The organism is Microbacterium martis (assembly GCF_047246685.1).
GTDB lineage: Bacteria > Actinomycetota > Actinomycetes > Actinomycetales > Microbacteriaceae > Microbacterium.
The window spans coordinates 175681-190752 of record NZ_JBFOKT010000002.1 but is presented as its reverse complement, the minus strand read 5'-3'; the positions used below and the strand labels follow the sequence as shown (position 1 = coordinate 190752).

The 15072-nt window shown below is 71.2% G+C and carries 14 protein-coding genes and 1 pseudogene; 8 read left to right on the top strand and 7 right to left on the bottom strand.

Annotated features, from left to right (window positions below; all coding sequences use genetic code 11):
- Positions 1-30: 30 nt before the first annotated feature.
- The 3 genes from AB3M90_RS08850 to xylA are packed head-to-tail and all read right to left on the bottom strand — an operon-like array spanning position 31 to position 3559.
- The gene (locus tag AB3M90_RS08850) at positions 31-876 is read right to left on the bottom strand and encodes an NAD-dependent epimerase/dehydratase family protein (RefSeq protein WP_412951531.1); all 846 of its coding nucleotides are present in this window, start codon (positions 874-876) and stop codon (positions 31-33) included.
- Between the two features lie 41 nt (positions 877-917).
- A complete protein-coding gene (gene xylB, locus AB3M90_RS08845) occupies positions 918-2270 on the bottom strand; it encodes a xylulokinase (RefSeq protein ID WP_412951529.1) in 1353 nt (450 codons plus the stop codon).
- A gap of 8 nt (positions 2271-2278) precedes the next feature.
- Positions 2279-3559 (bottom strand): xylose isomerase, encoded by a 1281-nt coding sequence (gene xylA, locus AB3M90_RS08840; protein ID WP_412951527.1) that lies wholly within the window; start codon positions 3557-3559, stop codon positions 2279-2281.
- Positions 3560-3683: 124 nt separating this feature from the next.
- Between xylA and AB3M90_RS08835 the strand changes: the two genes are divergently transcribed.
- Entirely contained in the window at positions 3684-4844 is a 1161-nt protein-coding gene (locus tag AB3M90_RS08835; protein WP_412951525.1) for an ROK family transcriptional regulator, read from the top strand.
- Positions 4845-4929: 85 nt separating this feature from the next.
- On the opposite strand, the gene AB3M90_RS08830 is transcribed toward AB3M90_RS08835, so the two are convergent.
- The gene (locus tag AB3M90_RS08830; RefSeq protein ID WP_412951524.1) at positions 4930-5595 is read right to left on the bottom strand and encodes a type 1 glutamine amidotransferase domain-containing protein; all 666 of its coding nucleotides are present in this window, start codon (positions 5593-5595) and stop codon (positions 4930-4932) included.
- 92 nt (positions 5596-5687) lie between these two features.
- Here AB3M90_RS08830 and AB3M90_RS08825 point away from each other — a divergent pair, with 92 nt between their 5' ends.
- Positions 5688-6587: a LysR family transcriptional regulator gene (locus tag AB3M90_RS08825; protein WP_412951522.1), complete on the top strand. Its 900-nt coding sequence runs from the start codon at positions 5688-5690 to the stop codon at positions 6585-6587.
- Positions 6588-6610: 23 nt separating this feature from the next.
- On the opposite strand, the pseudogene AB3M90_RS08820 reads toward AB3M90_RS08825, so the two are convergent.
- Positions 6611-7020: pseudogene (locus AB3M90_RS08820) on the bottom strand (antibiotic biosynthesis monooxygenase).
- Positions 7021-7418: 398 nt separating this feature from the next.
- Between AB3M90_RS08820 and AB3M90_RS08815 the strand changes: the two are divergent.
- From AB3M90_RS08815 to AB3M90_RS08800, 4 genes are all read left to right on the top strand, one after another.
- Positions 7419-8918 carry a CoA-acylating methylmalonate-semialdehyde dehydrogenase gene (locus AB3M90_RS08815; protein ID WP_412951520.1) on the top strand — a complete coding sequence of 500 codons (1500 nt, stop codon included), beginning with the start codon at positions 7419-7421 and terminating at the stop codon, positions 8916-8918.
- Positions 8919-8951: 33 nt separating this feature from the next.
- Positions 8952-10178, top strand: coding sequence for an acyl-CoA dehydrogenase family protein (locus tag AB3M90_RS08810; RefSeq protein ID WP_412951518.1), 1227 nt, complete (start codon positions 8952-8954; stop codon positions 10176-10178).
- A complete protein-coding gene (mmsB, locus tag AB3M90_RS08805) occupies positions 10175-11059 on the top strand; it encodes a 3-hydroxyisobutyrate dehydrogenase (protein WP_412951516.1) in 885 nt (294 codons plus the stop codon). The genes AB3M90_RS08810 and mmsB overlap by 4 nt, the downstream gene beginning before the upstream one ends.
- 156 nt (positions 11060-11215) lie before the next feature.
- Positions 11216-11992, top strand: a complete 777-nt coding sequence (locus AB3M90_RS08800) for an enoyl-CoA hydratase-related protein (protein ID WP_412951515.1) — start codon at positions 11216-11218, stop codon at positions 11990-11992.
- Positions 11993-12016: 24 nt separating this feature from the next.
- Here AB3M90_RS08800 and AB3M90_RS08795 read toward each other — a convergent pair whose 3' ends face one another.
- Positions 12017-12460: a YdeI/OmpD-associated family protein gene (locus AB3M90_RS08795; protein ID WP_412951514.1), complete on the bottom strand. Its 444-nt coding sequence runs from the start codon at positions 12458-12460 to the stop codon at positions 12017-12019.
- 78 nt (positions 12461-12538) lie between these two features.
- The gene (locus AB3M90_RS08790; RefSeq protein WP_412951512.1) at positions 12539-13075 is read right to left on the bottom strand and encodes a MarR family winged helix-turn-helix transcriptional regulator; all 537 of its coding nucleotides are present in this window, start codon (positions 13073-13075) and stop codon (positions 12539-12541) included.
- Positions 13076-13185: 110 nt separating this feature from the next.
- Here AB3M90_RS08790 and AB3M90_RS08785 point away from each other — a divergent pair, with 110 nt between their 5' ends.
- Together AB3M90_RS08785 and AB3M90_RS08780 are read left to right on the top strand one after the other, a co-directional pair.
- On the top strand, positions 13186-13962 hold the full coding sequence (locus AB3M90_RS08785) for an electron transfer flavoprotein subunit beta/FixA family protein (RefSeq protein ID WP_412951510.1): 777 nt from the start codon (positions 13186-13188) through the stop codon (positions 13960-13962).
- A 1-nt stretch (position 13963) separates the two neighbouring features.
- The gene (locus AB3M90_RS08780) at positions 13964-14935 is read left to right on the top strand and encodes an electron transfer flavoprotein subunit alpha/FixB family protein (protein WP_412951508.1); all 972 of its coding nucleotides are present in this window, start codon (positions 13964-13966) and stop codon (positions 14933-14935) included.
- The last annotated feature ends 137 nt before the right edge of the window (positions 14936-15072 follow it).

The window sequence follows — 15072 nt, the reverse complement described above, 5'->3', positions numbered from 1 at the left end:
GGGACCAGCGTGCAGGCTCAGGGACCGGGGTCAGACGTGATCGCGCCAGGAGTGCTGCGGGTCGAAACCCAGCACCCGCCGAGCCTTGTCGATCGACAGCAGGGTCTCGTTCGGGGCGAGCTCGCGGCGCACGGGCACGTCGGGGTGCACCTCGGCCAGCAGCTCGGCGTCGGGCCGTGACATAACCGTGTCGGCGGCGGCGATCAGGAATCGGTCGAAGCCGGGCGCCGCCACCTCCAACGCCCGGCGGACGGCCTGGGCGCCGTCACGTGCATCGATGTAGCCCCACAGGTTGGCTTTGCGGCGCCGCACGTCGTCGTCGAACGCGGGGAACTGCGCGTAGTCCTCCGGGTTCATCACGTTCGAGAAGCGCAGCGCCGTGATCGACATCTCGGGGTTCCACCGCGCGATCTCCGCGGCCATCTGCTCTTCCAGGGTCTTCACCAGGGCGTAGACCGACTCCGGACGGGCGGGATACTCCTCGTCGACCGGCAGATACGGCGGCGGCACCTCGAACGGCAGACCCTGCACGGTCTCGCTCGACGCGTACACGACCCGGCGGATGCCGAGGCGCGCAGCCGCCCAGAACACGTTGAACGTCGCGGGCATGTTGTTGTGGAAGGTGGCGACATCGGTCCGGACGCCCGGCGCCGGCACCGCCCCCAGGTGCACCACCGCGTCGATGCCGTCGTGCCGGTCGCCCACCGCGGTGAACGCGTCGACGACCTGCCCGTAGTCGGTGAGATCGACCTGCACGAAGTCGGGGCCGCGTTCCCCGGCGACGTCCATGCCGATCACCTCGTAGCCGTCGCCGCGGAGTTCGCGCGCGACGACGCGGCCGAGCTTGCCCGATGATCCGGTGAGAGCGATGCGCATGTCTCTACAGTGTCACGTCGCAGAGGCCCCGGGGTCGAGGCTCACGTTCTGGAGAGCGCGCCTGCTGCCTGCCGTGCCGCCCCGAGCGCGACGTACTCCGCGGGCTCGGGCACCTCGACGGGGATGCCGAGAATCTGCGGTGCGATCGCGCGCACGGCATCCGACTGCGCGCCGCCGCCGATCAGCAGCGCTCGTCGCAACGGGACTCCCTCGGCTCGGAGCGCGTCGACTCCAACACCGAGTCCCCGCAGCATCCCCTCGACCGCGGCTCGCGCGAGGTTCTCGCGTGTCGTCGAGGCCAGCGTCATACCGGTCAGCGTCGCCGTGGCATCCGGAAGGTTCGGGGTGCGCTCGCCCTCGAAATACGGCATGAGGGTGAGTCCGGAAGAACCCGCGGGCGCGGCCAGAGCGAGGCGGCTGAGCTCAACGTGATCCACCCCCAGCAGGGATGCCGTCACGTCGAGCACCCGCGCCGCATTGAGCGTGCACACCAGCGGCAGGTAGTGGCCGTCGGCCGAGGCGAAGCCCGCGATGGTACCCGAGGCGTCGGACGACGGCGTCTCCGCGACCGCGAAGACCGTGCCGCTCGTGCCGATGGACACGACCACGTCGCCGGGACCGGCCCCGAGTCCGAGAGCGGCTCCCGCGTTGTCGCCGGCACCCGGGGCGACGCGGCGGCCCGCGGCATCCGTCACCCATTCGTCCGCGCCGAGCACCCGCGGGAGGATCGCGTCGTGCCCGAGGGCGGCGACCAGTAGATCGCGGTCGTACTCTCCGGTCGCCGGGTTCCAGTAGCCAGTGCCCGAGGCGTCGGAGCGGTCGGTGACGAGCTCGGCGAGATCGGGGCCGAGCGGCGAGGCGCCTTCCGGCCCGTACCCGCGCAGGCGCCAGGTCAGCCAGTCGTGCGGAAGCGCGATCGCGGCCACGCGGGCCGCGTTCTCGGGCTCGTGGTCGCGCAGCCAGCGCACCTTCGAGATCGTGAAGGATGCCACGGGCACGACGCCCGTGCGATCGGCGAGCCGCTGCGCCCCGAACTCGGCGACGAGGGACGCCGCGGCATCCGCCGACCGGGTGTCGTTCCAGAGCAGCGCGTCGCGGATCACCCGGCCGTCGGCGTCGAGCGCGACCATGCCGTGCTGTTGGCCGCCGATGGCCCAGGCCTCGATGTCGTCCGGGAGCCCCGCGCCCGTGCCGCGCCCGCCGGCACCTGTGCTGAGCGACGTCGAAGCATCCGCGATCGCCGCCTGCAGTGCGCTCCACCACGCCTCGGGGTCGACCGATGTGCCGTCGGGATGCGGGGCACGACCGGCGCGGACCACCTCGCCGGTCGACGCCTCGACGACGAGGACCTTGCACGACTGCGTCGACGAGTCGACGCCGAGAACCCGGGCCATCGAACGGCTCAGCGGGCGCCGAGCAGGTGCTCGGTCGCGAGCTGCTGCAGACGGACGAAGCCGAAGCCGTGGCCACCGAGGTAGGCGTCGGCGTCGAACTCCTCGTAGGCGCTGCGGTCGGCGAGGAAGTCGTCGTACGACTCGCCCTCGTTCAGCGTCGGGGTGGCGAGCTCGTCGACCTTGGCGGCGGCCAGCGCCTCCTGCACCTCGGGGTCGGCGCGGAAGGCCGCGGCGCGCTCCTTCAGCAGCAGGTACGTGCGCATGTTCGCCGCGGCCGACTCCCACACGCCGTTCTCGTCTTCGGTGCGGCTCGGCTTGTAGTCGAAGTGACGCGGACCGTCGTACGCCGGTACCGTCTGGGTCCCTGAGCCCGCCTGGGTCCCTGAGCCCGCCTGGGTCCCTGAGCCCGCCTGGGTCCCTGAGCCCGCCTGGGTCCCTGAGCCTGTCGAAGGGCCGCCGTTCTCGAGCAGGTCGACGAGCGCGAAGGCGTTGTGCAGGTCTCCGTGGCCGAACACGAGGTCCTGGTCGTACTTGATGCCGCGCTGGCCGTTGAGGTCGATGTGGAAGAGCTTGCCGTGGTACAGCGCCTGGGCGATGCCGGCCGCGAAGTTCAGGCCCGCCATCTGCTCGTGCCCGACCTCGGGGTTGAGGCCGACGAGCTCGGGGCGCTCGAGCGAGTCGATGAACGCGATCGCGTGCCCGAGCGTCGGGAGCAGGATGTCGCCGCGGGGCTCGTTCGGCTTCGGCTCGATCGCGAAGCGGATGTCGTAGCCCTTGTCGGTGACGTAGTCGCCGAGCAGATTCACGGCCTCGCGGTAGCGCTCGAGAGCCGCACGGATGTCCTTCGCGGAGTCGTACTCCGCCCCCTCGCGGCCGCCCCACATGACGAAGGTCTTCGCTCCCAGCTCGGCGCCGAGGTCGAGCTGACGGAAGACCTTGCGCAGCGCGAAGCGGCGCACCTGGCGGTCGTTCGACGTGAAGCCGCCGTCCTTGAAGACGGGGGCGCTGAAGAGGTTCGTGGTGACCATCGGCACGATCAGGCCGGTGTCGGCGAGGGCGCCCTTCAGGCGGTCGATCTGCCTCTGCCGCTCGGCATCCGTCGATCCGAACGCGAACAGGTCGTCGTCGTGGAAGGTGAGTCCGTAGGCGCCCAGCTCGGCGAGCTTCTCGACGGCGTGGACCACGTCGAGGGGCGGCCGGGTCGGTCCGCCGAAGGGGTCGGTGCCGTTGTAGCCGACCGTCCACAGACCGAACGAGAACCTGTCGTCGCGGGTCGGGGTGAGGCTCATGATGCTCCTTCGCAGCGTGCGGGCGCGGGGTGCCGCACATATGTTGTGCCTCACAACATATAACCTCGAAGGGGGGAAGTCCAGGCTTCTAGACTGAGGTGCCGAGCCCGACGGGAAGGATCACATGACGGACGCTGCCGCCGTCGGCACGACCGCCGGATCGAAGGAGAACGGCGACGGGGTGCGCGCGCGCAACCTCGCCCGCGTGCTCCGGCTCGTGCACCTCGGCGGCCCGCAGTCGCGGTCGCAGCTCACGGCGGCGACGGGGTTGAACCGCTCGACCATCGCCGACCTCGTCGCCGAGCTGGTGACGGAGGGATGGGTCGTCGAGCGCGGCCCCGACCCCGCCGGTCGCGTCGGGCGTCCGTCGCCGGTGGTCGAGGCCTCGCCCGGCACGGTCGTCATCGCCGTCAACCCCGAGGTCGACGCCGTCGAGATCGCCGCCGTCGACCTGGCCCGCACGATCGCCGTGCGCGAGCGCATCGAGACGCCCTCCGTGCTCGACGCCGCCGCCGTCGCCGCGCTCGCCGCCGACGTGCTCGCCCGGTGGAGGACCGGGGCGCTCGCCGATGCGCGCGTCGTCGCGATAGGCGTCGCGGTGCCGGGACTCGTGCGCGCCGCCGACGGGCTCGTGCGCAACGCGCCTCATCTCGGCTGGACGGATGCTCCCGTGGGCGCGCTCCTCACCGACGCCTCAGGGCTGCCCGTCGCCGTGGGGAACGACGCGAGCCTCGGCGCACTGGCCGAGCACCTCTTCGGCGCGGCGGACGGTGCCGACGACGTGGTCTACCTCAACGGCGGACCCTCCGGCATCGGCGGCGGCATCATCGTGCACGGCGCTCCCGTCGGCGGCGTCGGCGGCTATGCGGGCGAGTTCGGGCAGAATCGGGTCGGCGCCGGGAGCGCCGTGCTGGAGGACGAGGTCAGCCGCGCGCGCCTGCTCGACGTGCTCGGCCTCGCCTCGGCCGACGACGCGACGCTGGCGGAGGCTCTCGCGGCGGCATCCGATGAAGAGGCGGTGCGCCGGGAAACGGAGCGCCAACGCGCCCTTCTCGCGCAGGCCATCGCGGACGCCGTCAACATCCTCAACCCCTCGGTCGTCGTGCTCGGAGGCTTCCTCGCACAGCTCGAGGAGCTCGACCGGGACGGCTTCGCTCAGGAGGTGACGGATGCCGCGATGACCGAGAACGCCGAGGACCTGCGCATCCTCCCGGCATCCCTCGCCGCCGACCGGCTGCTGCTCGGTGCGGCCGAGTTGGCGTTCACGAGCGTCGGGGTGATCTAGGCCGTTCCGGTCGCACTTTCGCACCGTTTCGGGCTCAAAGGCGGTGCGGAAGTGCGACCGGAGGCCCGGCCCTCAGGCCCGCCCGTCAGGCCAGGGCGGCGAGCAGGGCGGCCGCGGCGGATGCCGAGGACTGCGGGTTCTGCCCCGTGATGAGTGCGCCGTCGACGATCGTGTGGTCGTTCCACGGCTGGGCGACCTCGACCGTCGCGCCGAGGTCGCGCAGCGACGTCTCGAGCAGGAACGGCGCGCGGTCGGCGAGCCCGCCGAGGCGCTCCTCCTCGTCGGTGAACCCGGTGAGACGGCGACCCGCGACGAGCGGCTCTCCGGCGGAGGTGCGCGCCGGGAGCAGAGCGGCGAGCCCGTGGCAGACCGCCGCGAGCGGGCGTCCGGCCTCGACCGTGGCGGCGATGAGGGCGGCCGAATCGGCGTCGGTGGCGAGGTCCTGCATGGGACCGTGCCCGCCGGGGTAGTAGACGGCGTCGTAGGCGGAGGCATCGACATCGGCGAGCACGAGAGGCGCGGCCAGCGCAGGGATCGCGGCGACCGCGTCGGCGCCGCCGTCACCGAGGCTGGCGGCATCCGCCACGGGGGAGACGCCGCCGGGGGTGGCGAAGACGACCTCGTGGCCGGCGTCGGTCAGCATCCGATACGGGGTCAGCAGCTCCTCGGCCCAGTAGCCGGTGGGGTGCGCGGTGCCGTCGGAGAGCGTCCAGGTGCGGGCGGCGGAGACGACGAAGAGAACGGTGGCCATGAGGCTCCTCAGATCGGGGCGGCGGTTGCCGCAGACGGGCTATGACGGTGACAACCTGCAGGCTGCGCACCCGCTTCCGATAGATTCGCGATATGAGCGATCGAAATCCCGATGGGCTGCGCGATGTCGCACTCTGGCGCACCTTCCTCGCGGCGCATCGGTCGGGCTCGGTCTCGGCGGCGGCCCGGATGCTCGGACTCGCCCAGTCCTCGGTCACCGCACAGCTGCAGGCCCTGGAGCGGAACGAGGGCGAGCCCCTGTTCGAGCGCCACGCACGCGGCATCCGCCCGACCCCCAGAGCGGACGAGCTCGCGGCGCGCCTTGCCGGGCCCCTCGACGCGCTGGCGCTCGCGCTGGGTGCGCCGTCGACGACCGGGGCGCCGGCGTTGCGTGTCGGCGGCGCGGGCGAGTTCCTCGAGCGCGTGGCCGTGCCCGCCCTGGCTGCCGAGGTGGCCGCCGGAATGCAGGTCGAGTTCACCCCCGGACTCGCCGACGACCTCCTCGCGGCTCTTCGGCTGGGCAGCCTCGATGTCGTGATCTCGGCGGTGCGTCCGCGGGGGCGCGCCCTTCCGGCGGTCGCTCTCGTCGACGAGGAGTTCCTGCTGGTGGCCTCGCCGTCTCTCGGCATCCGGACTGCGGCCGACCTCAGCCCCTCCGCGCTCGACGCCGTCCCGCTGATCGCCTACGCGCAGGACGTGCCGATCCTGCGGCGGTACTGGCGGCATGCCTTCGGCGCGCGGCTGGAGCGCCGACCCGCGCTGACGATCCCCGACCTCCGGGCGGTGGCCGCTGCCGCGGTCGCGGGTGCCGGCGCGACCGTGCTGCCCGGGTACCTGATCGCCCACGAGCTGGCCGACGGGCGCCTGCAGGTGCTGCATCCGACCGACGACCCGCCGATCAACACGCTCTTCCTGGTGCGGCGGCCGGGTCCCCTCACGGCGCCGGTCGCCCGCGTCGAGCGTGCGCTCCGGGAGGCGGTCACCGAGCGGTAGCGCGCCGGGCGTGCTCGGTCCCGTCAGCGGGCGAGCCAGGGTCGCAGCATCCGGGTCACGAACGGCAGCACCCCGTAGGTCATGATCGGCGTGAGCACGAGGGTCGTGGCGAGCACACGGTGGTCGGATCGTCGAACCAGCCCTCGATGCCGGTGCGGCGCTTCGATCGCTCGCTGCGGACGAACCCCTCGCCGATCGAGAGCCACCACTCGCGCTCGCCCGACTGCTCCCAGGCGACGAGCGACTCCTCACTCGCGAAACGGTAGAGCATGTGCCAGATCTGGGAGTTCTCGCCGGCGCGGACCCAGCCGGAGCCGCGGAATCCGGGATAGCGATTCGCGAGATTGACGCCCGTCTGCACCCAGACGGTCGCCTCGGTGATGCGGTCGGGGTCGACCTCGCGGCGGATGGACACGGTGATGGGCTCGGACACGGAGACGTCCTCGGGGACGGGCGTCCCGGATCGCGGGGCGCGGCAGTGATCGCGCCCGGGGTCGGGGCGCATCGTCGATTCTCAGCGGCAGCGCAATCGCGAGACGCCTCGAAAAGAGAGGACCCCCGCCGACCCGATTCGGCGGGGGTCTCGCGGCGTGGGAACCGCGTCGGGAGCAAGAGCGCTCACCGAGTGCGCGGTCATGCGACTGCCCGATCCGGTCTGAGCCTGTTCCACGCACCTGCAGTTGTAGTCGACGCAGGTGACCGGGGGGTGAACGAAGCCGGAACTCCGTCGACGCCACCCCTGCGCGTCGATTACATGGACGCCCTAGTAAATCGTCGGATACCGCAGTAAACTGTCAAAGTGCCAATGAAGGCACGGAGGGACATCGCACAATGACTCGTATCATCCCGCATTTCATGGGCGGATCGCTGCTCACCCCGGATGCCGGTCGCTTCGGCGACGTGTTCGATCCGAGTTCTGGCACCGTGCAGGCTCGCGTGCCGCTCGCTTCGGCCGACGAGGTGCGGGCCGTCGTCGAGAACGCCGCCGCAGCGCAGACCGCATGGGCGGCCACGAATCCGCAGAAGCGGGCACGGGTGCTGCTGAGGTTCCTCGATCTCGTGCACCGCGAGATGCAGACGCTCGCCGAGCTCCTCGCGAGCGAGCACGGCAAGACCGTCGACGACGCGAAGGGCGACATCCAACGCGGACTCGAGGTCATCGAGTTCGCAGCCGGGGCTCCGCACCTGCTCAAGGGCGAGTACTCGACCGGCGCCGGGGCCGGCATCGACGTCTACTCGATGCGCCAGCCCCTCGGGGTCGTCGCCGCGATCACCCCGTTCAACTTCCCCGCGATGATCCCGCTCTGGAAAGCCGGGCCCGCGCTGGCGGCCGGCAACGCGGTGGTGCTCAAGCCGAGCGAGCGCGACCCGTCGGTGCCGGTGCGTCTCGCCGAGCTGTTCCTCGAGGCCGGACTCCCCGCCGGCGTGCTCAACGTGGTGCACGGCGACAAGGAGGCCGTCGACGCTCTGCTCACCGACGATCGCGTGCGTGCGGTGGGATTCGTCGGGTCGACGCCCATCGCCGAGTACATCTACGCGACGGCCGCGGCGCACGGCAAGCGGGCCCAGTGCTTCGGCGGGGCCAAGAATCACATGATCGTGATGCCCGACGCCGACCTCGACCAGGCGGTCGATGCGCTGATCGGCGCCGGCTACGGCTCGGCGGGCGAGCGGTGCATGGCGATCTCGGTGGCGGTGCCGGTGGGGGAGGAGACGGCGGATGCCCTGGCCGCGAAGCTCACCGAGCGCGTCGCGCAGCTGCGCGTGGGTCCGTCGCTCGCCGAAGACGTCGACTACGGGCCGCTGGTCACGCGCGCGGCGGTCGAGCGCGTCGAGGGCTACATCCGCCAGGGGGTCGACGAGGGGGCGACGCTGCTCGCCGACGGCCGCGGATTCACGGTCGCCGGGCACGAGGACGGGTTCTACCTCGGGCCCACCCTCTTCGACCACGTGACGACCGACATGGCGATCTACCGGGAGGAGATCTTCGGTCCCGTCCTCGTCATCGCGCGGGCGGCCGACTACGAAGAGGCCCTGCGGATGGCGTCCGAGCACGAGTACGGCAACGGCGTCGCCATCTTCACCCGCGACGGGGATGCCGCCCGCGACTTCGCCGCGCGCGTCGAGGTCGGCATGGTCGGGGTCAATGTGCCGATCCCCGTGCCCATCGCGTACTACACGTTCGGCGGATGGAAGCGCAGCGGGTTCGGAGACCTCAACCAGCACGGCGCCGACGCCTTCCGCTTCTACACGAAGACCAAGACGGTGACGAGTCGGTGGCCCTCCGGGATCAAGGACGGCGCGAGCTTCGTCATCCCCACCATGCACTGATCCGCCCTTCGACAAGCTCAGGGATCCAGAGAAATGACCATCACCACCGTCACCACCACCGCCGTCACCACCACCGCCGAAGAGCGCGAGGCGATTCTCGAAGCCGTTCGCGACTTCGCCGACACCGAGCTGGCGCCGTTCGCCGCCGAGCGCGACGAGAAGCACCTGTTCCCGCGGGAGTCGTTGAACAGAGCGGGCGAACTGGGACTCGGCGGCATCTACGTGCGCGACGAGTTCGGCGGCACCGGCCTCAGCCGCACCGACACCGTGGCGATCTTCGAAGAGCTCGCGAAGGCCGACCCCGCGGTCGCCGCGTACATCTCGATCCACAACATGGTCGCGTGGATGATCGACACCTACGGCGACGACGCCCAGCGGGCGCACTGGCTGCCATCCCTCACCGCCATGCAGGCCTTCGGCGGTTACTGCCTCACCGAACCCGGGGCGGGGTCGGATGCCGCGAACATCGCCACGAGCGCGGTGCGCGACGGCGACGACTACGTGCTCACCGGCGTCAAGCAGTTCATCTCGGGCGCAGGAGAGGCCGCGGTGTACGTCGTCATGGCGCGGACCCCCGGATGGGTTGCTGAGCCTGTCGAAGCACAGGGACCCCGACACCAGGAGATCAGCGCGTTCCTCGTGCCGGGCGACGCCGAGGGGCTGAGCTTCGGCGCCCCCGAGAAGAAGATGGGCTGGCATGCGCAGCCGACGCGCCAGGTGGTGCTCGACGGCGTCCGCGTTCCGGCATCCGCTCTTCTGGGTGAGGAGGGGCGCGGCTTCGCGATCGCGATGTCGGCCCTCAACGGCGGCCGGCTCAACATCGCCGCGTGCTCGCTGGGCGGCGCGCAGTGGGCGCTCGATCGAGCGGTGCAGTACGTGCACGAACGAGCCGCGTTCGGCGAGCCGCTGGCCGAGAAGCAGTCGATCCTGTTCGCGATCGCCGACATGCGCACCGATCTGCAGGCCGCGCGGCTCATGGTGCGCGACGGCGCTCAGGCCGTCGACGAGCACGCGCCGGATGCCACGATGCGGTGCGCGATGGCCAAACGCTTCGCGACGGATGCCGGCTTCGATGTGGCGAACCGCGCACTGCAGCTGCACGGCGGCTACGGATACCTGCAGGACTACGGCATCGAGCGGGTCGTCCGCGACCTCCGCGCGCACCAGATCCTCGAGGGCACGAACGAGATCATGCGCCTGATCGTCGGACGCGAGATGCTGCGGCCGGCCGGGTCGACGCAGATGCGGAGCGCGTCATGACCCGTGTGGCGTTCCTCGGCCTCGGGCACATGGGGCTGCCGATGGCGCGGAACCTCGTGCGCGCGGGGCACGAGGTGCGCGGTTTCGACGTCGTGCCGGCGGCGATCGAGACGGCGCGCGGCGACGGCATCCCCATCGCGGAGAGCGGAGCGGGTGCCGTCGCCGACGCCGACGTCGTCATCACGATGTTCCCCGCCGGACGGCACGTGATCGACGCGTATCGGAACGAGCTGCTGGATGCCGCGCGGCCCGGCACCCTGTTCATCGAGTCGTCGACGATCGCGGTCGACGAGGCGCGAGCCGCGCACGCGCTCGCGCTCGCCGCGGGACACCGGAACATCGATGCCCCCGTCTCGGGCGGCGTCGTCGGCGCCGAGAACGGCACTCTCGCGTTCATGGTCGGGGGGTCCGACGAGGACTACGCCGCCGCGCTGCCGCTGCTCGAGGTCATGGGGAAGCGCATCGTGCACTGCGGAGGGCCGGGGCTCGGGCAGGCCGCGAAGGTCTGCAACAACATGGTGCTGGCCGTGTCGCAGATCGCCGTGGCCGAGGCGTTCGTGCTCGGCGAGCGGCTCGGGCTCGAGCATCAGGCGCTGTTCGACGTGGTGTCGCAGGCGTCGGGGCAGTGCTGGGCCCTCACGACGAACTGCCCCGTGCCGGGACCGGTGCCCACGAGTCCCGCGAACCGCGACTACCGGCCGGGGTTCGCGGGCGCGCTGATGGCGAAGGACCTCGGACTCGCGCTGCAGGCGATCGAGCAGACGTCGACCGATGCCCGCATGGGCCGCCTGGCGCAGCAGCTGTACTCGGCTTTCGCCGCCGGCGACGGCGCCGCGCGCGACTTCTCGGGCATCATCACCGACATCCGCGACGGGACCTGACTCGAGTCGTCCGTCTGCAGGTCAGAATGACATCTGCAGGTCGAGTTCCGGCATCCGACCCTGCAACCGTGATCTCGACCTGCAGAACTGCCATGACGGGGCAAGGGGCGAGACCAGCTCGGCGAGATACTGAAAGAACAACCACGGGAGAGCAGCATGACCGAGTACGAGACGATCCTGGTCGAGCAGCGCGGACGGGTCGGGTGGATCACCCTGGACCGGCCGCAGGCGCTGAACGCCCTGAACTCCCAGCTCGCGGAGGACATCACGGCCGCCGCTCAGACGTTCGATCTCGACGACGGCGTGGGCGCGATCGTTGTCACCGGCTCCGAGAAGGCGTTCGCCGCCGGAGCCGACATCAAGGAGATGGAGGGCATGTCGGGTGACGAGATGCTCGACACCGACCACTTCGGCATCTGGCACGAGTTCGCCGCGGTGAAGACGCCGGTGATCGCGGCGGTGTCGGGCTTCGCGCTCGGCGGCGGATGCGAGCTCGCCATGATGTGCGACATCATCCTCGCCGCCGACACCGCGAAATTCGGGCAGCCCGAGATCAACCTCGGCGTCATCCCCGGGATGGGCGGCACGCAGCGGCTCATCCGTGCGGTGGGCTACTACAAGGCCGCCGAGCTCGTGCTCTCCGGCCGATTCATGGGCGCCGAGGAGGCGGAGCGGGCGGGGCTCGTGTCGCGCGTGGTTCCGGCATCCGATCTCCTCGACGAGGCATCGGCGCTCGCCGAGACCATCGCCTCGAAGTCGCTTCCGTCGCTCTACGCGGCGAAGGCCGCGCTGGATGCCGCGATGGAGACATCCCTTGCCGACGGCCTCGCCCACGAGAAGCGGGCGTTCGCGGCCCTGTTCGACACGGCGGACCAGAAGGAGGGCATGGCGGCCTTCCGGGAGAAGCGTTCGCCCGACTTCCGGAACCGCTGAGTCGTGAGCTCGAACGCCGGCGGCTCAGGAGCGCAGCGAATCGACGATCTTGGCGATCCGCCGGTCGCGCGTGGCGTCCTGCTTCGCGTCGGCCACCTGGCGGGCGTGCTCCTTGCGCACCGAGTACGACAGCGCGTCGAAGGCGGCGCGCAGCGCAGGATCGGCGTCCAGTGCGGCTGCGAGCGGCGGCGGCACGTCGACCGTGCGCTCCGCGGCATCCACACGGATGACGGCGTCGACCTCTTGGTCGATCTCGACGCCGAGGTCGGCCCGCACGGCCTTGTTGAATCCGATGAGGTTCTCGCCGCCCATGCGCGCGAGCCGCAGTCGCGCGGTGCGATCGCCGATCGTGACGGCCACGGGGAAGGTCTTGCCCGCGCCGAAGGCGGCGACCTGCTCGTCGGTGAGCACGATCGCGGCGGCCGGACCGCGGCCGATGAGAGTGGTGTGCAGGCGCAGTTCGCTCATGCCGACAGGGTACTCCCGAGGTACTCGATCTCCGAAGGGGGAGCGGCGATCACCCGTTCGAGCACGAAGCGGGCCATGTCAGAGCGCGTCGGGTTGAGGGCGCGGGTCGGCGAAGTCGCCGGCGGCCTTGCGCATGCGGGCGACGATCGCGACGAGCTCGGTGGCGTCGTCTCGGCTCATTCCCGGATCGGTGAAGACCTCGTCGTTGAGCGCGGCGGTCGCCTTCTCGACGAGATCGCGACCGGTCGGCGTGAGCGCGAGGAGCGCGGCGCGTCCGTCGTGGGGGTGCGGTTCTCGCACGATGAGCCCGTCGCGCACCAGACGCTCGGCGGTGCTGGTCACGGTCGTGGCGTGCACCTGCAGACGGGCGACGACGCTCGACAGGGGCAGGCGGCCCGCTCGGCTGAACGCCAGCAGGCGCAGCATCTCGTAGCGGGCGAAGGTGAGCGCGAACGGCTTCAGGGTGGCGTCGACCCGCGCGAGCAGCAGCTGCTGAGCCCGCATGACCGAGGTCACCACGGTCATGCCGTCTGCGGCATCCGTCCATCCATGGGCGAGCCACTGCCGCTTCGCTTCGGCGAGCGGATCGACGGGCAGGGGGCGGGATCGGACCACGTCTCTACGGTAGGGCATCGGCTGATCGGTGGACCGCTGGGTCTCGGTCGCTTTCCGGATGGGACTCAGTTCCACCCCGCTAGAATCGAGGCAGTCGTGAGGAGCATTCGATGAAGATCTTCGTCCTGGTCAAAGAGGTGCCGGACACCTACGGCGACCGTCGGCTGAATCTCGAGACCGGCCTCGCCGAGCGGTCGGCCGGCGACGTCGTGCTCGACGAGATCACCGAGCGCGCTCTCGAGGTCGCCCTCCGCCACGCCGACGACAACGACGGCACCGAAGTGGTCGCCGTCTCGATGGCACCGGAGGGGTCGACCGCCTCGGTGCGGCGTGCGCTCGCGATCGGCGCCACGTCGGCGGTGCACATCGCCGACGAGCAGCTGTCCGGAGCCGACCTCGGGCTGACCGCCGAGGTGCTGGCGGCCGCGATCCGTCGCGGCGGCGCCGATCTGGTCATCACCGGCAACCTCTCCACGGACGGGTCGGCAGGCGTGATGCCGGCGATGCTCGCCGAGCATCTCGGCTGGGCACAGGCGACGGCCCTCTCGGCGGTCGAGATCACCGACGACACGGTCTCCGGAACCCGGGCGGCGGATGCCGGTGCCCAGCAGGTGTCGGCGGCGCTGCCCGCGGTGATCTCGATCACCGAGGCGCTGCCCGATGCGCGGTTCCCCAACTTCAAGGGCATCATGGCGGCGAAGAAGAAGCCGCTCGAGGTGCTCTCGCTCGCCGACCTCGATGTGTCGGCCGACCCGGCGGCGGCGCCGCGCACGATCATGACGGCGATCTCGGAGAAGCCTCCGCGGGCGGCGGGAGTGAAGATCGTCGACGAGGGCGATGCCGCCGAGAAGCTCGTCGAGTACCTCGTTCAGAACAGGCTGGTGTGAGATGACCTATCCCGACAACGCCGTGCTCGTACTGGTCGACGTCGACCCGTCGGGCGCCCCGGCTGCCAGCACCGCCGGACTCCTCGGCGCCGCGTCGACCGTCGGCTCGCCCGTCGCCCTGATCGTCGGAGGCGCTGCGGATGCCGCGGCCGCCGTGACCGCGGCCGGTGCCGCCGTCGTTCTGACCGCCGCCGGCGACGACACCGTGCTCACCGTGCCGATCGTCGACGCCCTCCAGGCGGCGTTCGAGAAGGTGCAGCCGGATGCCGTGCTGATCTCGAACTCGATCGCCGGTCGCGACGTCGCCGGACGATTCGCGGTGCGCACCAAGAGCGCACTGTGCGTCGACGCAGTGGGCGTCTCGCGCGACGACGAGGGGATCGTCGCCCACCACTCGGTCTACGGCGGCTCGTACCTCGTCGATGCGGCATCCACGTACGGCGCTCCCGTGATCACCCTCCGGCAGGGTGCCGTCGACGCCCGGGCCGAAGCCGTCGCCTCGCCGACGGTCGAGGCGCTGTCGGTGACGGCATCCGGTGCAGCGGCGGCGACGGCCGGGCCGGTCGAGACCATCGAGGTGGCCTCCTCGCGTCCGGAACTGCGCGGCGCGACCCGGGTCGTCTCGGGCGGACGCGGCCTCGCTTCGAAGGAGAAGTTCGTGCTCGTGGAGGAGCTCGCCGACGCGCTCGGCGCCGCGGTGGGGGCATCACGGGCGGCTGTGGATGCCGGATACATCCCCCAATCGCACCAGGTCGGGCAGACCGGCGTCTCGGTGTCGCCGCAGCTGTATGTCGCTCTCGGCATATCCGGCGCGATCCAGCACCGCGCCGGCATGCAGACCGCGAAGAACATCGTCGCCATCAACAAGGATGCCGACGCCCCCATCTTCGACGTGGCCGACTTCGGCATCGTGGGCGACCTCTTCACCGTGGTACCGCAGGTCATCGCCGCCCTCGAGGCGCGGAAGAAGTAGCCATGGCCACGCGGATGCTGCGGCGCGGGCTGCCGCGTGTGCCGGGAGGCGAGCCCTGGCCACCGGCGGAGGCCGCGCCCGGCGGGGCCGGGCCGGATGCTGCGGCCGGGGTGGGTGCTGGGGTCGGGCCGGGTGCT